The sequence below is a fragment of the Pandoraea sp. NE5 genome (assembly GCF_024363545.1).
GTDB lineage: Bacteria > Pseudomonadota > Gammaproteobacteria > Burkholderiales > Burkholderiaceae > Pandoraea > Pandoraea cepalis.
Genome location: NZ_AP025517.1, coordinates 2,446,564 through 2,470,578, shown reverse-complemented (window position 1 = coordinate 2,470,578; position 24,015 = coordinate 2,446,564). Strand labels below are relative to the sequence as shown.

The 24,015-nt window shown below is 64.7% G+C and carries 18 protein-coding genes and 2 tRNA genes; 13 read left to right on the top strand and 7 right to left on the bottom strand.

The features are described from left to right. The first annotated feature begins 589 nt into the window (after positions 1-589). The 7 genes from PanNE5_RS11305 to PanNE5_RS11275 all read left to right on the top strand — a co-directional run bounded on the left by PanNE5_RS11305 (position 590) and on the right by PanNE5_RS11275 (position 9,159). Complete coding sequence (locus tag PanNE5_RS11305) at positions 590-3,805, top strand: ribonuclease E/G (protein ID WP_261939769.1); 3,216 nt, start codon at positions 590-592, stop codon at positions 3,803-3,805. A 297-nt stretch (positions 3,806-4,102) separates the two neighbouring features. Beyond that, positions 4,103-5,230, top strand: a complete 1,128-nt coding sequence (moaA, locus tag PanNE5_RS11300) for a GTP 3',8-cyclase MoaA (protein ID WP_017232491.1) — start codon at positions 4,103-4,105, stop codon at positions 5,228-5,230. A 187-nt stretch (positions 5,231-5,417) separates the two neighbouring features. Then, positions 5,418-6,182 (top strand): hypothetical protein, encoded by a 765-nt coding sequence (locus PanNE5_RS11295; RefSeq protein ID WP_261939768.1) that lies wholly within the window; start codon positions 5,418-5,420, stop codon positions 6,180-6,182. 40 nt (positions 6,183-6,222) lie between these two features. Further along, on the top strand, positions 6,223-6,870 hold the full coding sequence (gene mobA / locus PanNE5_RS11290) for a molybdenum cofactor guanylyltransferase MobA (RefSeq protein WP_051060075.1): 648 nt from the start codon (positions 6,223-6,225) through the stop codon (positions 6,868-6,870). Between the two features lie 86 nt (positions 6,871-6,956). Beyond that, on the top strand, positions 6,957-8,240 hold the full coding sequence (gene glp / locus PanNE5_RS11285) for a gephyrin-like molybdotransferase Glp (RefSeq protein WP_017232488.1): 1,284 nt from the start codon (positions 6,957-6,959) through the stop codon (positions 8,238-8,240). Between the two features lie 103 nt (positions 8,241-8,343). After that, positions 8,344-8,628: a hypothetical protein gene (locus PanNE5_RS11280; RefSeq protein ID WP_017232487.1), complete on the top strand. Its 285-nt coding sequence runs from the start codon at positions 8,344-8,346 to the stop codon at positions 8,626-8,628. A gap of 24 nt (positions 8,629-8,652) precedes the next feature. Then, a complete protein-coding gene (locus PanNE5_RS11275) occupies positions 8,653-9,159 on the top strand; it encodes a GNAT family N-acetyltransferase (protein ID WP_017232486.1) in 507 nt (168 codons plus the stop codon). Positions 9,160-9,279: 120 nt separating this feature from the next. Here the strand turns inward: PanNE5_RS11275 and rmuC are convergent, their stop codons facing one another. The 5 genes from rmuC to pncB all read right to left on the bottom strand — a co-directional run bounded on the left by rmuC (position 9,280) and on the right by pncB (position 15,564). Continuing rightward, the gene (gene rmuC / locus PanNE5_RS11270; protein WP_017232485.1) at positions 9,280-10,734 is read right to left on the bottom strand and encodes a DNA recombination protein RmuC; all 1,455 of its coding nucleotides are present in this window, start codon (positions 10,732-10,734) and stop codon (positions 9,280-9,282) included. A gap of 87 nt (positions 10,735-10,821) precedes the next feature. Continuing rightward, the gene (locus tag PanNE5_RS11265; protein ID WP_026131692.1) at positions 10,822-11,814 is read right to left on the bottom strand and encodes a 2-hydroxyacid dehydrogenase; all 993 of its coding nucleotides are present in this window, start codon (positions 11,812-11,814) and stop codon (positions 10,822-10,824) included. A 38-nt stretch (positions 11,815-11,852) separates the two neighbouring features. Further along, positions 11,853-13,271: a sodium:proton antiporter gene (locus PanNE5_RS11260; protein WP_026131691.1), complete on the bottom strand. Its 1,419-nt coding sequence runs from the start codon at positions 13,269-13,271 to the stop codon at positions 11,853-11,855. A gap of 246 nt (positions 13,272-13,517) precedes the next feature. After that, positions 13,518-14,180, bottom strand: a complete 663-nt coding sequence (locus PanNE5_RS11255) for a lactate utilization protein C (protein WP_017232482.1) — start codon at positions 14,178-14,180, stop codon at positions 13,518-13,520. Positions 14,181-14,370: 190 nt separating this feature from the next. Further along, entirely contained in the window at positions 14,371-15,564 is a 1,194-nt protein-coding gene (gene pncB / locus PanNE5_RS11250; RefSeq protein ID WP_017232481.1) for a nicotinate phosphoribosyltransferase, read from the bottom strand. Between the two features lie 262 nt (positions 15,565-15,826). On the opposite strand from pncB, the gene fdxA reads away from it, so the two are divergent. From fdxA to PanNE5_RS11235, 3 genes are all read left to right on the top strand, one after another. Next, the gene (fdxA, locus tag PanNE5_RS11245; protein WP_017232480.1) at positions 15,827-16,150 is read left to right on the top strand and encodes a ferredoxin FdxA; all 324 of its coding nucleotides are present in this window, start codon (positions 15,827-15,829) and stop codon (positions 16,148-16,150) included. A gap of 103 nt (positions 16,151-16,253) precedes the next feature. Further along, a tRNA-Asn gene (locus tag PanNE5_RS11240) sits at positions 16,254-16,329 on the top strand. An 86-nt stretch (positions 16,330-16,415) separates the two neighbouring features. Then, positions 16,416-16,491: transfer RNA gene (locus tag PanNE5_RS11235), tRNA-Asn, on the top strand. 148 nt (positions 16,492-16,639) lie between these two features. Here the strand turns inward: PanNE5_RS11235 and oxlT are convergent. Together oxlT and PanNE5_RS11225 are read right to left on the bottom strand one after the other, a co-directional pair. Next, on the bottom strand, positions 16,640-17,965 hold the full coding sequence (gene oxlT, locus PanNE5_RS11230; protein WP_150563682.1) for an oxalate/formate MFS antiporter: 1,326 nt from the start codon (positions 17,963-17,965) through the stop codon (positions 16,640-16,642). Between the two features lie 995 nt (positions 17,966-18,960). Beyond that, positions 18,961-19,767, bottom strand: coding sequence for a FadR/GntR family transcriptional regulator (locus tag PanNE5_RS11225; RefSeq protein ID WP_017232478.1), 807 nt, complete (start codon positions 19,765-19,767; stop codon positions 18,961-18,963). A 368-nt stretch (positions 19,768-20,135) separates the two neighbouring features. On the opposite strand from PanNE5_RS11225, the gene PanNE5_RS11220 reads away from it, so the two are divergent. From PanNE5_RS11220 to glcF, 3 genes are read left to right on the top strand one after another with little or no spacing between them, the layout of a single operon-like run. Then, positions 20,136-21,632 (top strand): FAD-linked oxidase C-terminal domain-containing protein, encoded by a 1,497-nt coding sequence (locus tag PanNE5_RS11220; protein ID WP_150563709.1) that lies wholly within the window; start codon positions 20,136-20,138, stop codon positions 21,630-21,632. Beyond that, a complete protein-coding gene (gene glcE, locus PanNE5_RS11215; protein WP_261939767.1) occupies positions 21,632-22,756 on the top strand; it encodes a glycolate oxidase subunit GlcE in 1,125 nt (374 codons plus the stop codon). Before PanNE5_RS11220 ends, glcE begins: the two co-directional genes overlap by 1 nt. Positions 22,757-22,764: 8 nt before the next feature. Next, complete coding sequence (glcF, locus tag PanNE5_RS11210) at positions 22,765-24,015, top strand: glycolate oxidase subunit GlcF (RefSeq protein ID WP_017232476.1); 1,251 nt, start codon at positions 22,765-22,767, stop codon at positions 24,013-24,015.

Genomic DNA, 24,015 nt, shown 5'->3' with positions numbered 1-24,015 from the left:
TAGCGGGAATCATGCCAAATCCCCACCTCTGTCGGTGCTGACCTCAAAACGGTATTTTACTTGCACCCCGGGCAGGCTGCTCGTCCGGTGACCCTGGAGCAGCGAGCGCACGCACATCACGCAGCGTCGGCAGGAAGTGGGCCCATAGGCCGCTTCGGTCGCAGCGCGCGGGATGCGGATAGAGTTGGTGGTTATAGAATTTTTTGGTGGTCAGCCCGGGTTCGATTGTCTGGGCTGATCGCTTTGCTGAGTATCGTTCGCGCAAGAGTCTTGGTGAGGCGCCGTCACAAGAAGAAAAAGTGTCGGCAGGCGCCCCGAGAAAACGCTGATGAAGTTTCTCGTCCAGTATCTCTTGGTAGGGACTGCAAGCCCGAAGTGATCCGCGCCGGGCCGGAATTTTCCGGTGCCTCGGCGGATCCGGGTGAGCGCGATAACGTATTCGCTGGCGCCATTGCGTCCGTTGGCCTCATCGCCCGGACCCCCCGGCAATTCTTCCACTCCCGGCTCGAACCTCGCGTGTTGGATAACTCGAGTGATACGTGCCCGACGCACTGCACATTGGCAACTGCGGCGGGTGGGAGTCGTTTTCATGAAACGCATGTTGTTCAACGCCACGCAGCAGGAAGAACTGCGCGTGGCAATTGTCGATGGGCAGAAACTCATCGATATCGATATCGAGACGGCCGGCCGCGAACAGCGCAAAGGCAATATCTACAAGGGTATTATTACCCGTATCGAACCCTCCCTCGAAGCCTGCTTCGTCAACTACGGCGAAGGCCGTCACGGCTTCCTGCCGTTCAAGGAAGTCGCCCGCGCGTACTTCCGCGAAGGTGCCGATGTGCGCAATGCGCGCATCCAGGACGCCCTCTCCGAAGGCCAGGAACTCATCGTTCAGGTCGAAAAGGAAGAGCGCGGCAACAAGGGCGCCGCCCTCACGACCTTCATCTCGCTGGCCGGCCGCTACCTCGTGCTGATGCCGAACAACCCGCGTGGCGGTGGCGTGTCGCGCCGCATCGAGGGCGAAGATCGTCAGGAACTGCGCGAGACGATGGGTCAGCTCGAACTGCCGGAAGGCATGAGCATCATCGCCCGCACCGCAGGCATCGGCCGCTCGGCCGAAGAGCTGCAGTGGGACTTGAACTACCTGCTGCAACTCTGGCGTGCCGTCGAAGGCGCCGCCACCAACATCGAACTGCCGCGCGACTCGGCGCTGATCTATCTCGAGTCGAGCCTCGTCATTCGCGCCATCCGCGATTATTTCCAACCCGATATCGGTGAAATCCTCATCGATACGGAAGAAATCTCCGAGCAAGCGCGTAACTTCATGCAGGTGGTCATGCCCGATCACCTCAATCGCGTGAAGCAATATCGCGACGACGTGCCGCTGTTCTCGCGTTTCCAGATCGAGCATCAGATCGAAACGGCGTACGCACGCCAAGTGCCGCTGCCTTCGGGCGGCGCGATCGTGATCGATCACACCGAAGCGCTCGTGTCGATCGACGTGAACTCGGCGCGCGCCACCAAGGGCGCCGACATCGAGGAAACGGCGCTTCGCACCAACCTGGAAGCGGCCGATGAAGTGGCGCGCCAGCTGCGTCTGCGCGACCTGGGCGGCCTGATCGTGATCGACTTCATCGACATGGAGTCGGCCAAGAGCCAGCGTGAAGTCGAACAACGTGTGAAGGACTCGCTCAAGCACGATCGCGCACGCGTCCAGATGGGCAAGATCTCGCGTTTCGGCTTGATGGAACTGTCGCGCCAGCGTCTGCGTCCGTCGCTGTCGGAAGGCACGCACGTGACCTGCCCGCGCTGCAATGGCACCGGCCACATCCGCGACGCTGAATCGTCGGCCCTGCAAGTCCTGCGCATCATCCAGGAAGAGGCGATGAAGGAGCACACGGCAGCCATCCACTGCCAGGTGCCGGTCGAAGTCTCCGCGTTCCTGCTCAACGAAAAGCGCCAGGAAATCAACAAGATCGAGGCACGCTTCAAGGTCGGCGTGCTGCTGATCCCGAACAAGCATCTCGAAACGCCGCACTACAAGCTCGAGCGCCTGCGTTTCGACGATCCGCGTCTGGATACCCCGAGGGCCAGCTACGTCCTCGCCGAAGAGGCAGCGCGTGCCCTGGAAGAGGATCCGGCGGCTTACAGCAAGAAGAAGGAAGACGTGCGCCCGCGCCAGGAAGCCGCCGTCAAGGGCATTACGCCTGAACAGCCGGCACCGGCCGCGCAACCGCGCCCTGCCCCCGTCGCCGCGACCGCACCCGCGCCGGCAGCCCCCGCACGCAGCGGTGGCTTCATCGGCTTCGTGAAGCGCCTGCTGGGTCTCGAGCCTGCGGCCCCGGCACCGGTTCAGGTCGAAGAACCGGCCAAGCCTAACGTTCGTCCGCCGCGCGAGCGCCACGAACGTCCGCATCAGCAAAACCGCAACCGTCGTGGCAATGCTCGCGACGACAGCAAGTCCGGCAAGGACAACGCCGGCCAACCGGCGCGTGAAGGTCGCGAGGGTCGCGAAGGCCGTGAGGGTCGCGCCGCCCGTCCGGAACGTGCCGAGCGCAGCGAACGCGGTGATCGCAACGAGCGTCAGGAAGGCCGTGACAAGCGTGAGCGCGACGAAGCGCAGCCGCGTCAGCCGGCTCAGGACGTGCGTGCCGAGGAAGGTCGCGAGCCGCGCGAAGGTCGCGAACGCGGCAATCGTCGCGACCGCAACGAGCGTCGTGATCGTCGTCAGCCCGAAGGGGAAGACGGCCAGCAAGCCACGCCGCAACGCATCGCCCAAGCCGCCCCGCTCGTCGCAGAGCAGGAAGATCTCGAACAGGATCGTCTGACGGCGCAGGTCGAAGGCGCACCGCTTCTCGCGGGCGAGGAAGGCGAGCAAGGGGGTGAAGAGCGCCGCCGCAGCCGTCGTCGCGGTCGCCGCGGTGGCCGTCGCGAGCGTGAGGCCAATGAGCAGCAACTCCATGGCGAAGGCGAGCAGGCCGAAGGCGCAACATCGACCGGCGAGGAAGGTGTGCACGCCCCGGTGTTGACGCACGAAGCCGTCGACACCACCGCGATCGATGTCCCGGCTCGTGCTGCAGCGCCCGTCATTGCGGCAGAGACTGTCACGGCGGCCGATGTGCCGACGGTGCAGGTCGAATCGACGCCCGCCCCGGTTCACGTCGAGCCGGCGGAAGTCCCCGTGGCACGCGTGACCGAAGCCGCGCCGTTCGCGCTGCCGGAAGTCTCGTCGCCGGTCATCGTCGAACCGATCGCCCCGATCAACGTGGCACCGCTGCCTGCAGTGGAAGTCGCCGCACCGGTGGTCCCGCCGGTCAGCGCGCCGTTGCCTGCCGCCACGCCGATCCCGGCGCAGCCTGCCGTCCCGGCCGAGGCCCTGACCGAGATCGCCGCCACGGCAGCCATTGCCAGCACCCCGGCAGACGTCAGCCCCGCGCCGACGGCACCCGCCGCACCGTCGACGCCGGTGGAGATGGTCGAAACGGCGAAGCCGGTGCAAACGCCGGCACCGACCGCAGCGACCGCAGCGGTAGCCACCGTTGCCGCGACGGAAGTCGCGACGACTCGGCCGGCCCCGACCTCCGTAGCGCCCGCGCTGGAAAGCACCGAACTGGAGTCGTCGCTCGCAAGTGTGGGTCTGGTCTGGGTCCACACGGACGCCGACAAGCACCGCGCCGCCAAGGAGGCCGCAGCGCAAGCTGCACCGGCACCGCATGTGCCGCGCGAGCGCCGTCCGTCCACGCCGGCCAGCAGTGGCCCGATGGAGCAAGTGGAAACGCGCGGCTCGTCGGATCACGTGGCCTAACGTGCCATAGCGTGACGCACAGGCAGCGGCACCCGTTCCGCTGGCGACCATCCGCCTGACGTGATGTTGGAAAAGGAGGCTTCGGCCTCCTTTTTTGCCATTGGGGATCGCTTTTCGCCTTGCGACCCCACGTTGTCCCGACTTGTGCCCGCCCGGCCCGCCCCGTATCGTGACGCTCAGAACGGGTTTGACGTCCCGCAGCGAATGCCTGGGTACCGATATCCGATGCTTAGTTCGTCGGCGTCGGCGGCCAACAGGCCAATTCGTTAGAATGGAGACGCAAGCCAAGGCCCTACCATGACCGAAACGATCATCCGACTTACCGATCTGCGTAGCGACGCGCGTTATGCGACGTATTCCCCGCAAGCGCCCGCGCAAGTGCGCGCTGCCACCGGCCATCTCGAAGATGCGCTGGCGCGGCCACTGCACGACCTGCGAATCTCGGTGACGGATCGTTGCAACTTCCGTTGTGTCTACTGCATGCCGAAGGACGTGTTCGGCAAGGACTATGCATTCCTCCCGCAATCCTCCCTGCTGTCGTTCGAAGAAATCGAGCGGGCCGCGCGCCTGTTCGTCGACCATGGCGTGGAGAAGCTGCGCCTCACGGGGGGCGAGCCGCTGTTGCGCAAGCACATCGAGCGTCTGATCGAGATGCTCGCCCGCCTGCGCACACCGTCGGGCAAACCGCTCGACATCACGCTCACCACCAACGGGTCGCTGCTGGCGCGCCGGGCGCAATCGCTCAAGGATGCCGGGCTCACGCGCGTGACGGTCAGCCTGGATAGCCTCGACGATACGATTTTCCGGCAGATGAACGATGTCGACTTTCCGGTCGACACAGTGCTGGAAGGCATTGCGCAAGCCCAACGCGTCGGTCTGGGCCCGGTCAAGGTCAACATGGTCGTCAAACGCGGCACCAACGATGGCGACATCGTGCCCATGGCGCGGCATTTTCACGGCAGCGGCGTGATGTTGCGGTTCATCGAGTACATGGACGTCGGCACGTCGAACGGCTGGCGGATGGACGAAGTGCTGCCGTCGGCCGACGTCATCGCCCGGCTGAACGAGGCCTTGCCGCTCGAGGCGCTCGAGCCGAACTATCCCGGCGAGACGGCCCAGCGTTGGCAGTATCGCGACGGTGGCGGCGAAGTCGGTGTCATTTCATCGGTCACGCGCGCTTTTTGCGGCACTTGTTCGCGCGCACGCCTGTCTACGGAAGGCAAGTTGTATCTATGCCTGTTCGCGAGCGCCGGTTACGACCTGCGCACGCTGCTACGCAACGGCGCGAGCGACGCGCAGATCTCGACCGTCATCGGCGACATCTGGCAGGGTCGCACCGACCGTTACTCCGCCTTGCGCACGGCGGCGACTGGCCTGCCCGAAAACGCCCCTCCGAAAGTGGAGATGTCCTACATCGGCGGTTGAACGGACCGGGCACGGTGCCTGTCCGCTCGTCCGCACGCTTTCGTAATATCGAACTCTCACTCGACTCATGATTTTTGACGCCCCGGACGCCCATTGTGTCCGAGACTCCCTGAAGATTTCCCGGCGTGTCTCGCCCCCGCGCGCTCGCCTTGCGGCCCGACGCTTCGTCGCCGTCAGCCTGAGCGCTATGACCCTGTTGTCGGCCGCCCTCGCGCCCGCGATGGCGCGTGCCGATTGCGACCCCGCCGGCCGCGACGTCGCAAACCGTGTGATGACCTACACCGGCCAGCTCGGCGAGCGCAATCCGTTGCGGCTCGTGCTGCGTCCGTCGTTCGGCGGCAAGCTCGAAGGCCGTTATGCCAATGCCTCATCGCTGGGCGACACGTACCTCACGGGCAAGCTGGAGAACAAGTCGCGTCTGCATCTGACCGAGTTCGACGCGGGCGGCATGCCGCGAGCGACCTTCGACGGCGATTTCGCCGCCAACGACGAGGTTGACCGCCAACGCGGTGTGTCGTCCAGCTGCGAGGTCATTTCCGGTCAATGGAAGGATCTTCGCAATGGGCGCTCGGTGCCGTTCGAGCTGGCGCTCGCCGGCGTTCAGAACGGTAAGCTCGATCACCTCTACGGCGTTGCCGGCGTGGACGACGACGAAACGGTCAATCGTGCGGCCATGCAGTTCCGCAAGGGGGTTCTCGACGACCGGCGCGACGTCGTTGCGCAATCGATTCGCTATCCGTTGCGCGTGTCGTTGCGCGGCAAGACGATGATGCTTCGGAACCCGAAATCGCTGCTCGCGCGCTACAACGAGATATTCACCGACGGTTATGTGCGCACCATCGGCGCGGCCGTGCCGCGCCTGATGTTCGCGCGCGATCAGGGCGTGATGCTGGGCAACGGCGCCGTCTGGTTCGATGCGTCCGGGCGCGTCATCGCGCTCAATCGGTCCTGACCGGTTCGCCGCCCGCCCATCGCCCTGGAATTCTGCCGCCATGACTACCGCGCCGATTCTTCGTAGCGCCATGACCGGCCTGGTCCTCGCAGGGGGGCGAGGCCAACGCATGGGCGGACGCGACAAAGGCTTGCAACGATTCGCCGGCCGAACGCTGGTCGAGCACGTCCTCGAACGAATGCGGCCACAGGTCGCGACGTTGCTGATTAGCGCCAATCGACATCACGATGCCTATGCCGCGTTCGGCGAGCCAGTCGTGTGCGACGCGACGCCGGACTTCGCTGGCCCGCTCGCCGGCATGTTGGCCGGCCTGCGCGCCACGCGCTCGGACTACCTCCTCACCGCACCGTGCGACTCACCCTACCTCCCCGAGGATCTTGGCGAACGACTGGCGGCCGCGTTGAGCGCCGCTGGCGCCGACGCCGCCGCACCGCCTCTGGCGGCCTATGCCGTCACGCCACAGGGGCCGCATCCGGTCTTCGCCCTCTTGCATCGCACGCTCGCCGACGATCTTGCCGCCACGCTCGCGGCCGGCGAACATCGCGTCAGGGCGTGGCTGGCACGCCACAAGGCCGTACAAGTTCACTTCGGCGACGAGCGTCCGTTTTACAATGTCAACACGCTGGACGACCTCCAACCCGATACCTCCAATAGGCCCGATACGTCCGACACGCCGCGCGCGCCCTGACATTGCGGACACCGACGCGGCCCGATCTGTCGCCACCGCATTGACGGGATTCATGCCGGGGACTTGCCGGATGACGACGCCACACCATGACTACACTTGACGAAGCCCTGGCCGGCTTGCCGGACTACGACCCCAACCATATGACGGTCGAATCGGCGCGCGCCATCATTGCGCGCACCGCGCGTCCGGTGTCCGCCATCGAGCAGGTCGCCGTGCGCAGCGCGTTGGGCCGTGTGCTGGGTCGCGACGTCACGTCGCCGCTCGACGTTCCCGCTTTCGAGAATGCCGCCATGGACGGCTATGCCTTCGCCGGCAGCGTACTGGCCGCCGGGGGCGACGTGCGCCTGCGCGTGGCCGGCCGCTCGTTCGCTGGCCATCCGTTCGACGGCGTGGCCGCGCCCGGCGAATGCGTGCGCATCATGACCGGCGCCTTGCTGCCCGCCGGCTGCGACACCGTCGTCCCCCAGGAACAGGTGCGGCGCGAAGGCGATACCGACATCGTCACCTTTGCGGCCAACGCCGTCACGCCCGGACGCCACGTGCGTCACGTTGGCGAGGATCTGGCCGCCGGCCACACGGCGCTGCATGCGGGCAAGCGGATTCGCCCGGCCGCGCTCGGCCTGCTCGCCTCACTGGGGATTGGCGAAGTGCCGGTGCGCCGCCGCATTCGCGTCGCGTTCTTCTCGACGGGCGACGAACTCCGCTCGGTGGGCGAACCACTCGCGCCGGGCAATCTCTACGACAGCAACCGCTACACACTGTTCGGCATGCTGCAACGTCTGGGTGCCGAGGTGCTCGACCTGGGCGTCGTGCGCGACGACCCGCAAGCGATCGAGGACACCCTGCGCACCGCTTGCCGCGACGCCGACGCCGTCATCACGTCGGGGGGTGTCTCCGTTGGCGAGGCCGATTTCACCCGTGAGATGATGACGCGCCTGGGCAATGTCGTCTTCTGGAAGATGGCGATGCGCCCGGGCCGACCGTTCGCCTTCGGCGAACTCGAGACCGACGGCCATCGCGCGCTGCTCTTCGGCTTGCCGGGCAACCCGGCCGCCGTAATGGCGTCGTTCTACCACCTGGTTCGAGACGGGCTGTTCGCGCTGATGGGCGCCGAACCGCAAGTTACGCCTAACCTGCCGGTGCCGACGACCACGGCCATTGCCAAGCGTCCCGGCCGGACCGAATTCCTGCGCGGCATTCTCGCCGCCGACGCGCAAGGCCGCTGGCAGGTGACGGTGGCCGATGCACAAAGCGCCGGCATTCTGCGCACGATGAGCGAAGCGAACTGCTTCGTCACGCTGGACACCGCTCGCGGCGATGTCGCGGCGGGCGAATTGGTCGACGTCATCGCGTTCGACGGATTGGTTTAGCGCGAGTCTCTCGAATCCCCCCTAAAGCGAAGCAGCGAAATTGCGATATATTGCCGGCGTCGGCGCTTCGACGATGTCAGCACCCAACCGAAAGCACACGTCAATGACAACAAAAAAGCAAATCACGTATATCAGTCCTGGCCAGACGGCCAAAGCGCTGGTGCTGGTCTATCTCACTTTCAGTATTCCGATGGTGCTCCTGGCCTTCCTCGCAGCGTTCTACCGCTACGGCGAACTCCCGGGTCTCGCCTTCATTTCCGCGCTGGTCCTGAACGCCATCGTCGGTTTCGTGCTGCTCTGGGTCGCCTGCCATGCCTACAACTGGGTGGCGGAGCGCTTCGGCGGCATCGAAGTTGCCCTGAGCGACATCCCCGACGAAGAGTGCTGACCTTCACACGGATTTCCCTGCCCCATGTCCTTGACCCTGTGTACCGCCAAGGCCGACGACGTCGGCGCGATTTACGGCCTGATGCGAGAACTGGCCGTCTATGAAAAGTTGTTGGATATTTTCGAAGCAACGCCGCAGAGCGTGCACGAGGCACTGTTCGGGCCCGCGCCGGCAGCTGAATGCCTGATGGCGAAGTGGGATGGCGAGGCGGTCGGCTACGCGCTGTACTTCCACAACTTCTCGACGTTCCTCGGACGGCGCGGCCTGTACCTTGAAGACGTCTACGTACAGCCGTCGATGCGCGGCAAGGGCGTAGGACAGGCGCTCATGCGTCAATTGGCCGGCATCGCCGTCGAACGAGGTTGCGGACGCTTCGAGTGGACCGTGCTCGACTGGAATCAGCCGGCGATCGACTTCTACACCTCGCAAGGCGCGACGGTGCTGCCCGACTGGCGCGTGGTGCGCATGACAGGCGAAGCACTCGAGCGGTTCGCCAATCGCGGCGAACCCCCAGCGCCCCGAGCGTTCTGAGCACGCCACGGATTGGGAAATTCGGGAACGCTGCGAACGTCATCCATGCCGGGACTGTCAGGCGCGTCTTGAACGTCCCGCGTCCGCAGGCGCCTCCGCGCGACTCGCCCTACCGGGCGCTCACGTCTCGTCGTCGGCCTCCATCTCCACACCGAGCAGTTCGACCGCCTGTTCACCGGGCAAGGCTTCCACGGACTTGAGCTGACGCGCCATCGCGCGCGTGCGCACCTCGGCCCTGTCGATCGAACGGGTCACCGTCTCCAGTTGCGCCTTGGTCTTCGCGAGCACATCACCGAACTTGGTGAACTCCGTTTTCACCGCGCCGAGCACCTGCCAGACCTCACTGGAACGGCGTTCGATCGCGAGCGTTCGGAAGCCCATCTGCAGGCTGTTGAGCAGCGCGGTCAACGTTGTCGGACCCGCCACGGTCACGCGATAGTCGCGCTGCAACAGATCCGAGAGTCCCGGACGCCGCAGCACTTCGGCGTAAAGCCCTTCCGTCGGCAGGAACAACAGCGCGAAGTCGGTCGTGTGCGGCGGTGCGAGATACTTGTCCGCGATGGACTTCGCTTCCAGGCGGATGCGTGTCTCCAGCGCCTTCGATGCCTCTTCCACTGCCGCCAAATCGGCACGCTCCTGCGCGTCGAGCAGGCGCTCGTAATCCTCACGCGGGAATTTGGCGTCGATCGGCAGCCAGACCGGCGTGTTGCTGTCGCCGTTCTGTCCCGGCAGCGCAATCGCGAACTCCACCCGCTCGGCACTGCCCGGCTTGGTCGCAACGTTCTTGGCGAACTGGTCGGGCGTCAGCAGTTGCTCAAGCAACGCCTGTAATTGCACTTCCCCCCAGATGCCTCGCGTCTTCACATTGGTCAGCACGCGCTTGAGATCGCCCACGCCAGCGGCGAGCGTCTGCATCTCGCCCAGGCCGCGATGCACCTGCTCCAGCCGGTCCGAGACCAGCTTGAACGACTCGCCGAGTCGCTGCTCGAGCGTGGCATGGAGCTTTTCGTCGACGGTGCGGCGCATTTCTTCGAGCTTCGCCGCGTTGTTGACCTCGATGTCCTTGAGCTTCTGTTCGAGTGTGGCACGCACTTCGGCCAGGCGCCGCTCGTTGCCCTCGGCCAATTGTGTGAGTTGTTCATGCTGCGCCTCACCGAAGCGGCGCAACGTCGACGCCTGCTCTTCGCGCATCTGCTGTCCGTTGAGCACCAGGCTCTGACGCACCGCATCGAGCTGGGCAGCATTCGTTTCGGTAAGCTTCGCCAACTGTTGTGCAAACGCGTCGATCTGGTTGTTCTGCACCGTCGCCACGCTCGTCATCTGCGCGGCCAGCGTCTGCTGGAACTGCGCCATCTGCGCGCTTTGCTCGCCGCGTGCGGCACGCGCCGTTTCCGCGAACTCCTGGCGCAGGCCACGCTCGCTGCGATCGGCCGCCTGAAGCAAATCATCGCGGACATGGGCCAGCGCGTCGACGAGCGTCTCGCGCAACGTCGAATCGCCGCCGCGCTGCCAGACCTTCACCGCAATCGCGATCATCACCAACAAGTTCAGCGCTGCCAGCGCCACCCACCCCATCTCTACCATCGCGTTGCGACTCCCGTTGATGCCCTTCGATCCTGCTGCCGATGCCGGCCCATACCTGCCGATGCCTGCAGGGTGCCGCTACGACCGGCGCGCCGCCGGGTTCAGCAGGCACGGCGGCTTGCCCGCCGCCGCCCCGAATCCCAACGCCGCAATCAGATTGTCGGCCGCCAGACTTGCCATGCCGCGACGCGTCGCCACCGAGGCACTCGCGATATGCGGCGTCAGCACGACATTCGGCACCTTGAGCAAATCGGGATGCACCTTCGGCTCGCCCTCGAAGACGTCGAGGCCCGCAGCGGCAATCTGCCGGCCCGCAAGGGCGGCCGCGAGCGCCGCGTCATCGACAATGCCACCGCGCGCCAGATTGACCAGCGTTGCCGTCGGCTTCATGAGGGCCAACTCGGCGGTACCCACCGTGTGATGCGTTGCGGCCGAGTAAGGCAGCACGAGGATGACGTGATCCGCCGTGCGCAGCAGCGTATCCTTGTCGACGAAGCTTGCCTGGCATGCCGCTTCCGTTGCCGCATCGAGACGCGACCGATTGTGGTACACAACACGCATGTTGAAGCCCATTGCGCGGCGCGCAATCGCCTGTCCGATACGGCCCATGCCAATGATGCCCAGCGTGCTGCCATGCACGTCGGCGCCGAGAAACATATCGTAGGCCCACTTATCCCAATGCCCTTCGCGCAACCACCGCTCGGACTCGGTCACGCGACGGGCCGTCGCCATCAACAGCGCCCAGCCGAAGTCGGCCGTCGTCTCGTTGAGCACGTCGGGCGTGTTCGTCGCCATGACGCCAGCGGCGGTCATCGCCTCGATATCGAAGTTGTTGTAACCCACGGCCATATTGGCCACCACACGCAGCTGTGGCGCACCGGCGAGCACCGATGCGTCGATGCGCTCGCTCGCCGTGGTGATCGCGCCGGCCTTGTCGGCCAGACGTGCGCGCAATTCGTCGCTCGAATACACGGTATCGGCGTCGTTGCGCTCGACCTCGAAATACTGCGCCAGACGCTCGATCACGTCGGGAAAAATGGCTCGGGCTACCAGGATCTTCGGTTTCACCAGTTGTCTCGCAAAGGTTGACCGCGTCACACCATCGCGGCTCAGAAGAATATCAGGGTCGTCAATACGAACAGCGGCAGCAGAATCGCGCCCGACCACAGCATATAGCCAAAAAAGCTCGGCATGCGAATGCCGCGTTGCTCCGCGATGGCTTTCACCATGAAGTTCGGCGCGTTACCGATGTAGGTGTTCGCGCCCATGAACACCGCACCGGCCGAAATCGCCGCGAGCGTTGCCGCACCGGTGGTCATCAGCGTTGCGGCATCGCCACCAGCGGTATTGAAGAACACGAGATACGTCGGCGCATTGTCGAGGAACGACGAGAGCAGGCCCGTCGCCCAGAAATACATGACGTTGTCCGGCGCACCGCCCGGCCCCGTGACAAGACGAATGACCCAGCCAAGCGCGCCGGCTTCCCCCGCTCGCAGAATGGCAACCACCGGGATGATGGTCAGGAAGATACCGGCGAACAGCTTGGCGACCTCCTTCATCGGCGCCCAATTGAAGTCGTTACCCTCGCGCGCCGTGCGCGGCGTGATCGCCAGCGACATCAACGTCACCACGATCAGCCCGACGTCGCGCGCGAGGTTCTGCAACGCGACCGGTGTACCGAAGATGTCGAACTCGACGCCCGGCTTCCAGACCCCGCTCATCAGCACGAGCCCCACGGCAGCGGCAAGCAGCACGAAGTTGCGCTTGCCTTCGAGTCGCAGCGGCGCGGAATGCGGCGTCGGATCCATTGCCTCGATCAGAGGCTCGCTCTTCTGCCGGAAGTAGTAGCTATCGATCAGGAAGAACAGCACCAGCAGCACCGCGCAGATGAACAGCGTCTCAGGCCAGATGTGCGCGGTCGTCCAAAAGAAGTCGACCCCTTGCAGGAAGCCAAGGAACAGCGGCGGATCGCCCAGCGGCGTCAGCGAGCCTCCGGCGTTCGCCACAAGGAAGATAAAGAACACGACGACGTGCACGTTGTGTTTGCGGTTGTCGTTTGCGCGGATAAGCGGACGGATCAGCAGCATCGCCGCGCCCGTCGTGCCCATGATGCTGGCCAGCACGGTGCCCAGCGTCAGCAGCCCGGTGTTGAGCCACGGCCCGCCGCGCAGGTTGCCATGCACGCAGATGCCGCCGGCCGCGGTGAACAGCGCCGTAAGCAGAACGACAAACGGTATGTACTCCGCGACAACGGCATGCACAGCGCCATACCAGGCCGCGCCCACGCCGAACACCAATGCGAATGGCACCAGGAATGCCGCGCCCCAGAACGCCGCGATCTTGCCGAAATGGTGATGCCAGAACGCCGGCGCCAGCAGCGGCCCAATCGCGATCGAGAGCAGCAGTCCGGCAAACGGCACGCCCCACCAGGCGACGAGTTGTGCGCCGTCCGGCCCGGCAGCAAACGCCGCGGGGCTTGCCAATGCCAGCCCCGCCGCTCCCAATATGCGCCCTATCCCCTTATGCATTGTTCTTGGTTCCTATTGATTGATCGTCGACGATGTACGAGTCGCCCGCAAAGCAGGAGTGCCCGAAATGGCGCAACCTTGGGAAATATCTCAAACCAAGGTCCCGCACGGCCCGGCGGATCAAATACCGAAGCGGGCGGGCGATTCTCGAAAGCCTTCCCCCCATCGCGTATCGACATTCGCGCTGGTGCAAGGAGTCATTGGGTGTTGGCCCGCGGTCGCGGGCCGATGCGACGGCGTCGTGCCTCAGGCACCGTCGACGATGATGAGATGCACTCGGTAGGGACCGTGGGCGCCCAGCACCAGCGTCTGTTCGATGTCGGCCGTCCGCGACGGGCCCGCAATGAAGTTCGTGGCCCGAGAGAGTTGACCGCGCTCGCTACGCATGAGCGCGAAGCCGTCCTCGTGGCCGGCGACGATGCGCGACGCGGGCACAACCGCGATATGCGTTTCGGGCAACAGGGTGGCCGACGCAAATGTCTCGGGGCCCGACATCATCATCAACGCGCCGGTTTCAGCGATGGCGCAGAAGCAACCGGTGATGCCGACCAGATCGTCGCCCTGCGGCTTGCGGAATTCCACGCGACACCCCGCATTCGCCCAATCGAGTTCGCGCAAGGTCGGCCACGCCACCGCCTGGTCCGTGAGGCCGTTGGCCTGCAGATACGTCGCGGCCGCGGGCGGCACGTCGCTCATGCCCGGCACGCGCGCGATCGTCGTCGAGAGCGCCTGCGCCTTGTCGATGAACGTGGCGACGAGATCGTCCGACATGGCCGGACGCGGTCCCTGCGGATGCCGTGCCAGGTAGTCCTCTGCCGCCGCCTGCTCGTTCGCGCGCGCGGCATCGGGACGATGCTGAGCATTGCGGATGCGGGCAAAGATGCGATTGCGGGCGTCGGAGGTATCCATGGGCTGTCCTGTGAAGCCGACGTGCCGGTGTGCGGCCAACGTCGTCGCTTATCGTCTCTCGAAAGGCCACCGTTGCAAGTTCGGCGGGCGATGCGCAATTATAACGGCTGCCCTTGCGGGCGCGACGCACGTTCGCGCACTATCGGAATGCTCTGGCGCGACGCTCGGACCAGGCGGCAGGCATCGAACGTCACACGCCGGCCGCTGACGCCGGCGCGATCTCGAATACCTGACGCAGATACGCCAGATAAGCATCGTCGTCGCACATATTCTTGCCCGGCGAGTCCGAGAGCTTCGCCACCGGCTGACCGTTGCAGCGCACCATCTTGATGACGATCTGCAACGGCTGATAGCCCAGATCGTTGGTGAGGTTCGTTCCCACGCCGAAGGCGAGCTTGCAACGGTCGCGGAACCGCTCGAAAAGCTGCAGGACCTTCGGAATATCGAGGCCGTCCGAGAAGATCATGGTTTTCGTATGCGCGTCGACGCGATTCTCTGCGTAGTGCGCCAGCAGGCGCTCACCCCAGACGAACGGATCGCCGGAATCATGACGGGCACCGTCGAACAGCTTGCAGAAATACATATCGAAGTCACGCAGAAAGGCGGACATACCGTAGACGTCGGACAGCGCGATGCCTAGGTCGCCGCGATACTCCTTCGCCCACGTCTCGAAGCCGAAGATCTGTGAGTCGCGCAGACGCGGCCCGAGCGCCTGACAGGCCTGAAGGTACTCATGGGCCATCGTGCCGAGCGGCGTGAGCCCGAGCTTGAGCGCGTAGTACACGTTGCTCGTGCCCGCGAACTGTTCGCCCAGTTCGTCGCGCAGCGTGAGAATCACTTCCTCGTGCCACTCCTTCGAGAAGCGGCGTCGCGTACCGTAATCGGCGATCTTGCAGTCGCGATAATCGACGCGGCCCGCCAGCATGCCGATCTTGTCCTTGAGCCGCTGACGGCCTTCGTCGTAGGCGGGCTTGCGCTGTGTGTTGCGGAAATACACTTCGTTGACGATGGCGAGCACCGGGATCTCGAAGAGGATCGTATGCAGCCACGGCCCGCGAATCGTGATGTCGATCTCGCCGTTGCCCTTTGGCGAGGGCTGCACCGTGATGTACTTCTCGTTCAGATGGAACAGGTCGAGAAAGTCGATGAAATCGCTCTTGATGAAGCGCATCGCACCGAGGTAACGAAGTTCGGACTCGGTAAAACGCAGCCCGCACAGCAGGCGGATCTCGTCGCGAATCTCGTCGACATACGGCGTGAGGTCCACACCTTCGGTGCGACACTTGAAGCGGTATTCGACTTGCGCTGCGGGAAAATGATGCAGCACCACTTGCATCATCGTGAACTTGTAGAGATCGGTATCGAGCAGCGACGTGATGATCATGACGACAGACTTCGCGAGGAACACGCAACAGAAAGCAGCGCACGCTGCCGATCGGCAAGACAGCCACGACGCGGCGCGCGGGAAGAGCAGACATCGTACCGCAAAGCGGTGTCACGCATGACGTCCGCGCCGGGCACCGGGTGACGCCGCGGCGTGCGCGCGAAGCGCTTCGGCTCTCGCACCTGCCGCCCCTGGCTGCGTTACAATAACGCCTTTAACGGCCGTTCGAAGCCGTTTCGCGCCCTACTCTGGAGTTGTTGGCATGACGCACGTTGTCACCGAAAGCTGCATCAAATGTAAATACACCGATTGCGTGGACGTCTGCCCCGTGGACTGCTTCCGCGAAGGCCCGAACTTCCTGTCCATCGATCCGGACGAGTGCATCGATTGCGCCGTCTGCGTGGCCGAGTGCCCGGTGAACGCCATTTATGCCGAAGAAGACGTGCCGGGCGACCAGCAAGCCTTCATCGCCTTGAACGTGGAACTGTCCCCGAACTGGCCGAGCATCACCAAGACCAAGCCGTCCCTGCCCGACGCGGATCAGTGGAAGGACGTCACCGAAAAGCTTCATTTGCTCGAGCGCTAAGCCTCGGGCGACTTGGGCGGACGTCGCGCGCCACGCGCAGAAAAATGCGCACCCGGTGTTGACAGTGTGCGAACGCCGCCCCTATAATCTCTTTCTCTTTTGATCCCCGATAGCTCAGTTGGTAGAGCGCCGGACTGTTAATCCGTAGGTCCCTGGTTCGAGCCCAGGTCGGGGAGCCAAGCATTTCAAAGCGATGGCCTCGCGCTCGCGAGGCTTTTGTTTTAGTCGATGCGCCGTGACAGCGGCGTGCGGCACCCAAGTTTGATCCTCGATAGCTCAGTTGGTAGAGCGCCGGACTGTTAATCCGTAGGTCCCTGGTTCGAGCCCAGGTCGAGGAGCCAAAACGCAGAAAGCCTCGCCGATCGGCGAGGCTTTTTTGTTTTCGGTGGCGCCCGCAGCATCGATCGAACACCCCCTCCCGCCGAGCGCGCAAACAAAAACGGGGCACCGTCTCCGGCGCCCCGCTCTCTGACTTCCTGAACAACGTGCTTACTCGCTTGCGGGCGCCCCCATCGCGACCGGGCGATTCGCCGAGGCCTGCACCTCGTTGCTGTTCACGCTTTCAATCCAGCGTCGGCGCATCGGCGCGAGCACGAACTTCGCGCCCACGGCCGCGGCGATGCTGATGATCGCCGCCGCGATAAACACACGATCCCAGTGACCGCCGACGGCGAGCACCGAGGCCAGCGGCACCAGCAACGATGCCGTACCCTTGGCCGTGTACAGCGTACCCGCGTTCGACGCCGCGTTCTTGCTACCGAACGTGTCCGCACACAGCGCCGGGAAGATCGAGAAGATCTCGCCCCAGCACAGGAACGTCATCGCGGCGAAGAACACGAACATGTACGGGTTCTGACCGAAGTGCATCAAGCCCAGCATCGCCAGCCCTTCACCCAGGAAGATGATGAACATGGCGTTCTCACGTCCGATCTTGTCCGAGACGAAGCCGCACAGCGGGCGTGTAAAGCCATTGCACAGATTGTCGATCGACAGCGTCATCGTGAGCAGCGGCAGCGTCGCACCGAAGAGGGTCATCGGCATCGATGCAATACCGAAATCCTTCGCGATCGGGCCGATCTGCGCCGTCGCCATCAGACCGCCAGCGGCCACGGCGACGAAGCAAACATAGATCACCCAGAACACCGGCGTACGAATCATCTGCCCCGAGCTGTAGTCCACCTTCGTCGACAGAGTGCGGCGCGACACGGTCAGGCCCTTCGGCGCACGCGGCTTCACGAGCAACAACGCGAGGATGAAGATCGCCACGCCCTGCACGATGCCGAAGTTGAAGAACGCTGCCTCGTAACCCGATCCGCGGATCATATTGGCAATCGGAATCACCGTGATCGCGGCACCGGCGCCGAACCCGGCGGCGGTCAGACCGGCGGCCAGACCGCGCTTGTCCGGGAACCACTTCAGTGCGTTACCCACGCAGGTGCCATACACGCACCCAGCGCCAATACCCGCGATCACGGCCGCCGTGTACAGCACGGCGAGCGTTTCGGCGTACGAGTACATGATCCACGACAGGCCAACGCAAATCGCGCCACCCGCCACCACCGGCCGAGGCCCGAAGCGGTCAACCAGCCAGCCTTCGATCGGCACGAGCCAGGTTTCCACCACGATGAAGATCGAGAACGCCACCTGAATGGCCGCGACACCCCAGTGATGCTTCGCCTGCATCGGCTCGACGAACAACGTCCACGAATATTGCAGATTGGCCACCAGGCCCATACAGATGATGCCGATCACCAGTTGTGACCAGCGCCCTCCCAGAAAAGAGGTCTTCTCCTCCGGTTGTCCATTTGCTTGCATGACTTGCCTCCTGTTCCTGTCAGACGATTGACGCCGGCCCGCGCTTCGTTGTGCGGTACCCGCCGTCATCGCGTGCCGTCTCGCGCCCCAACGTGGGGGAATCGCGCATACGACACGCCTCCTGGCGCTACATGCGGCTCATGCGTGGCCGCTTGATCACGGAACGCTGCCTGGCGGCGCGCTCGCAGGGCTTGAGCCCCGGCTGACTGACTTTCGGAAGCGCCAAAGGACGCTTCCGGCCCCCACTTCGGCGCGGCGACGCAGGCTTTAGGCCCGCGCCGGCAAGTTGCCGGCTGCCGAAGGGTGACGGGTGAATCAATTCGAGTGGGAAACGGCCTGCGCTGTCAGCGGGTCGCGATGGATTCCCATGAGTCACATCGCAGGCCACGTCCCATCACTCAGGCGAGCGCGCCTCGCAGACGCGTGATCGCCGGATCGCCTGCCCACAACGGGCGGCAGGGAGATGAGGAAGACCGTAGCGCTGAACCACCAACTCAGACGCCAACGGCGGATACGACAGGGCAGCCGGTGCGGATAAACCGTCGCATGAATGCTGCCCGAAAGGAAATGCGTGCTTACCCAACGAATGTCTCCAGAAAATACGGCGTCAATTCAGCCCTTGCCCGAAGGAATTCACGAGTCTTATCGGGACCATTTTGACGCTCTTCATCTGATATACAAGATTCAATATATCGAATTAAGTATTTTTATGGTTCCAAAAGTAGTCCATGACCGGGACACTGTCAACCCGAGAGCGCCCACATTCCGGTTGCCGTCGGCCCCGATTCGGACGCCTGGACGGCGTCGGGGTAAGCGCCCGATAACCGGCAAACGCACGGAAATCGGGGCCTTGCAGGACATTGCGCGCCGGAACGAGGCGTGACACCCCCTCAGGCGGTATCGCACCGCCGGGTGCAGGCTCAGGGAAAACGATGATGTTTTAGGGGGGGGCCGCCAACCGTCGGCGAGGTGACTCGCCGGCAAGAAAAATTGCGTTAGACCGGCTCGACGTCGCCTGAGTGGTTGCGAATGAAGGTGAGATGTTCGCGCAGCGAACGTTGCGCAACGGTGGCGTCGTGCGACGCCACGGCGGTGAAGATGCGACGGTGCTGTTCGATCAGCTCGGCCAGATCCGCGCCATGGCCGACGATGGCGCGGTAGTTGTCGACCACCGAGCCGCGCAACAGCTCGAAGATCGCGTGCATCAGGTGCACCAGCACAAGGTTGTGCGTGGCTTCCGCCAGCGCCAGATGGAAATGCGCGTCGAGTTCGGGTACGCGGGTGAGCAACGACTGTCCCTTGGCCTCGCCCTCGCCGTCCAGACCATCGCGCCCTGCGGCATAGGCCGCTTCGAGCGCTTCCAGCGCTTGTGCGAGCCGCGCGATGTCCTCGGGCGTTGCCCGTGCGGCCGCCAGCTCGACCGCCTTGGCTTCGAGCACTTCGCGCATTTCCAGCACGTCGTCGACGGTCTTGCTGTGTCGCGACATCAATTGAGACAACGGTTCCGCGAGCAGCGGCTGGCTGGCATTGGCGACCAGATACCCGCCACCGGCGCGCCCCACGATCAGGCCACGCGACTCCAGTCGCAGTAGCGCTTCGCGAAGGGACGGGCGCGACACGCCCATCTGCTGCGCCAGATCGCGCTCGGACGGCAGCGCCGAGCCGGGGGCGAGCCGGCCTTCGACGACCATCGTCTCCAGTTGTTCGTACACCATGTCGGACAGACGCAGACGCGGCGGCGGCGTGACCGGCGCAAAACTCGCGGCGGTGCCCGAAGATTCGCTGGCAGGGAAGGAAGACATAGGCAAGGACGACTCGTTGGACGACATGTCGGCTTCGGTTCTCGACGGAAAAATCACAGACACGACGATACAGGATGACGCTTCGCTCAGGGCAGGCGCGCAGCCAGATGCCCGGCTTCGCTCAGGGATGCCCCTCATACCAAGGGTTTACCCTGTAGTCGAAATCGGATCATTCCCTTTACGATAGCATCATTCGACAACTGGTCGACCAGTCTACCAGTAGACCAACAATCCGCGAAACGTCGCCCCACGTTAACGATGGTCCGAGAGCCCGCCTGATGACATCGAATGCGTTGCCCCCGCCTCCCTCCGCGCCGCTGAGTCCGCCGCGCCCGGTCCCGTCGTCGTCAGCTTCGCCGCCGGTGCCCATGCGCGTCGACGACGAGCCGGTCTTCGAGACGATTGACGACACCACGCGCGCCGCCCGGCTGGCGGCACTGCGTGCCGCCGTGCCCGACGCTCAGTGGCTGACCGACCGCGAACAGATCACGCCGTACGAATGCGATGGCTTGGCGGCCTACCGCAAGCTCCCGCTTGCCGTGGTATTGCCTGCCGACGAGGATCAGGTTTGCCGCATCCTGCGGGCCTGCCACGCGCACAATGTGCCCGTCGTGCCGCGCGGCGCCGGCACGGGGCTGTCGGGCGGCGCCATGCCGATCACCGACGGCATCGTGCTGTCGCTCGCCCGATTCAAACGCATTATCGAAGTCGATCCCTACGCACGTACCGCCACCGTTCAGCCCGGTGTGCGCAACCTCGCCGTCTCCGAAGCGGCCGCGCCTTATGGGCTTTACTACGCACCGGATCCATCGTCGCAGATTGCCTGCACGATCGGCGGCAACGTCTCAGAGAACTCCGGCGGCGTGCATTGCCTGAAATACGGCCTGACGGTGCATAACGTCCTGCGTGTGCGCGCCGTAACGATGGACGGCGAGATCGTGGAATTCGGCTCGCACGCCCTCGACGCCCCGGGACTCGACCTGCTGTCCGTGTTCATCGGAAGCGAAGGAATGTTCTGCGTGGTCACGGAAATTACCGTGAAGCTCGTGCCGAAGCCGCAGGTGCAGCAAGTCATCATGGCCAGCTTCGATGATGTCGAGGCGGGCGGCAACGCCGTCGCCGCCATCATCGCGGCGGGCATCATCCCGGCCGGCCTGGAGATGATGGACAAGCCAGCCACCCAGGCAGTGGAGGCGTTCGTTCACGCAGGCTACGATCTGGACGCGGCCGCCATTCTGCTGTGCGAGTCGGACGGCACGCCCGAAGAAGTCGCGGAGGAAATCGCAAGGGTCTCGGCGGTGCTGCGGGCGTCGGGCGCCACGCGCATCCAGGTGTCCACATCGGAAGCCGAACGTCTGCGCTTCTGGTCCGGACGCAAGAACGCCTTCCCCGCCGCCGGACGACTCTCGCCGGACTATTACTGCATGGACGGCACGATCCCGCGCCGGACCATCGGCACGCTGCTCAAGCGCATCGAAGCGATGGAAGTGCAATACGGCCTGCGCTGTATCAACGTCTTTCACGCCGGCGACGGCAACATGCACCCGCTGATTCTGTTCAACGGCAACGATCTCGACGAGTGGCACCGCGCCGAAGCGTTCGGCAGCGACATTCTCGAAGCCTGTGTGGCGCTGGGGGGCACGGTGACCGGTGAGCATGGCGTGGGGATCGAGAAGATCAACGCGATGTGCGTGCAATTTTCGCCGGAAGAGCGCGATGCCTTCTTTGGCGTGAAGCGTGCCTTCGACCCCGCCGGCCTGCTCAACGCCGACAAGGGCATTCCCACACGTGCGCGCTGCGCCGAGTACGGCAAGATGCACGTGCGCGGCGGCCTGTTGCCCCATCCCGAATTGCCGAGGTTCTGATGTCGCAAGCCCCTTCCCTCGCGTTGCCCGACGTGGATACGCAAGCGGCGGCGCAAGTGCTCGCCGCGATACGCGAGCGCGTGCTCGCCGCCACCGCCAGCGGCACACCGCTTGACATCCAGGGTGGCAGCACCAAGCACTGGTACGGCCAGACGCCCACGGGCGAGCCGCTCGACATGCGTGCATATCGCGGCATCGTTTCGTACGATCCGGCCGAACTGGTGATCACCGCCCGCGCGGGCACGCCACTGACCGAGATCGAATCGGCGCTGGGCGCGCGCGGGCAGATTCTGCCGTTCGAGCCGCCCCATTTCGGGTCAGGGGCAACGCTCGGCGGCTGCATTGCGGCCGGCCTTGCCGGCCCTCGCCGGCCGCACGTCGGCGCACCGCGCGACTTTGTCCTCGGCGCCGTCGTCATGAACGGTCAGGGCCAAGTGCTGCATTTCGGTGGGCAGGTCATGAAGAACGTCGCGGGTTACGACATCTCCCGGGTGCTCGCCGGCGCGCTCGGCACGCTCGGCGTCTTGCTCGAACTCTCGATCAAAGTATTGCCCTGCCCGGTGGCCGAGGCCACGCTGCAGTTCGAACTGCCGCAGGCACAAGCCATCGAGCAACTCAACCGCTGGGCCGCTCAGCCGCTGCCCCTGATGGGTTCGGCGTGGCACGACGGCGTGCTGCGCGTGCGCCTTGGCGGTGCCGCGGCGGCCATCGCCGCAGCGCGCGCCACGATGGGTGGCGAACCTGTCGATGCCCTCGAAGCGCATGCGTTCTGGCAGACCCTGCGCGAGCAGACGCACCCGTTCTTCGCGAGCGCGCCGATCAAGGGAGACGGCCAACCGCTTTGGCGTCTGTCGGTGCCCTCGACCACGCCGCCACTCGCCCACGGCGACGAGCACCTGATCGAATGGGGGGGCGCGCAACGCTGGTGGATCACACCGCGCGCCGCCGCCGATGTGCGCGCGATTGCCGCAGCGGTGGGCGGGCATGCTACGCTGTTTCGCCACGGCGACAAGTCGGCTGGCGTATTTACCCCGCCATCGGCCGCGCTGCACGCTATCGGCAAGCGTTTGCAGCACACGTTCGACCCGAGCCGCATCTTCAACCGCCATCGGCTGTACCGCTAAAGACGACGATGCAAACGAACCTCGCAGACTTTCTCCGTCAAACGCCAGACGGCGACGAAGCCGAAGCCATTCTCCGCAAATGCGTGCATTGTGGCTTTTGCACCGCCACGTGCCCGACCTACCAATTACTAGGCGACGAACTCGACGGCCCGCGCGGGCGCATCTATCTCATCAAGCAGATGGTCGAGGGCCAGCCCGTGACGCGTGAAACGCAGCGCCACCTGGATCGGTGCCTGACTTGCCGCAGTTGTGAGTCAACCTGCCCGTCGGGGGTGCAATACGGCCGGCTCGTGGACATCGGCCGCCGTCATGTCGACGCCAAGGTCTGTCGCCCCGCCGGTGAGCGCGCGCTGCGCTGGACGCTCGCCCGCGTGCTGCCCAATCGTACGCTGTTCTCGCCTGCCCTTCGCCTGGGCCAGCAGTTCCGGTCACTGCTGCCGCGCTCGCTGCGCGAGAAGGTGCCGCATCGCCAGCGCTCGGGCAGTTGGCCGCAGGGCACGCACACCCGTCGCATGCTGATGCTCGAAGGCTGCGTGCAGCCCGCCATGCTGCCGAACGTCAACAAGGCCACCGCCCGCGTGCTCGACGCACTCGAGATCGAAATGGTGCGTCCGGCGGCCGCCGGTTGCTGCGGCGCGATCCGCCTGCATCTGAACTATCAGGACGACGGTCTCGACGATGCGCGCCGCAACATCGATGCCTGGTGGCCCGAGATCGAAGCGGGTGTGCAAGCCATCGTGATCAACGCGTCGGGCTGCGGCGCGACGGTCAAGGAGTACGGCCATCTGCTGCGTCACGATCCGCAATACGCAGGCAAGGCGCAACGCGTCTCGGAACTCGCACGAGATTTGTCGGAAGTGCTGCTCGATAACCTGGAAGCCCTGCAACAGCGCGTGCCGAGCCGCAAAACCGGCAAGATTGCCTACCATCCCCCCTGCACGCTGCAACACGGCCAGCAACTCAAGGGCGTGGTGGAGAAGGTGCTCGCCGGGGTTGGCGTGAGCGTCATGCTGCCGCAGGACAGCCATATCTGCTGTGGCTCCGCGGGCACCTATTCGGTCACGCAGCCAACGTTGTCGCATCAACTGCGCGACGCGAAGTGGAAGGCGCTCGACGCCCTCGAGCCCGAACTGGTCGTCTCCGCCAACGTCGGCTGCATCTGTCATTTGCAGGCGACCGCCAAGGGCGAGCACGCGCGCGATCACGCGCCGGTTCAACACTGGATCGAACTGCTCGACCGGATGATCGCGTCGGCCTGA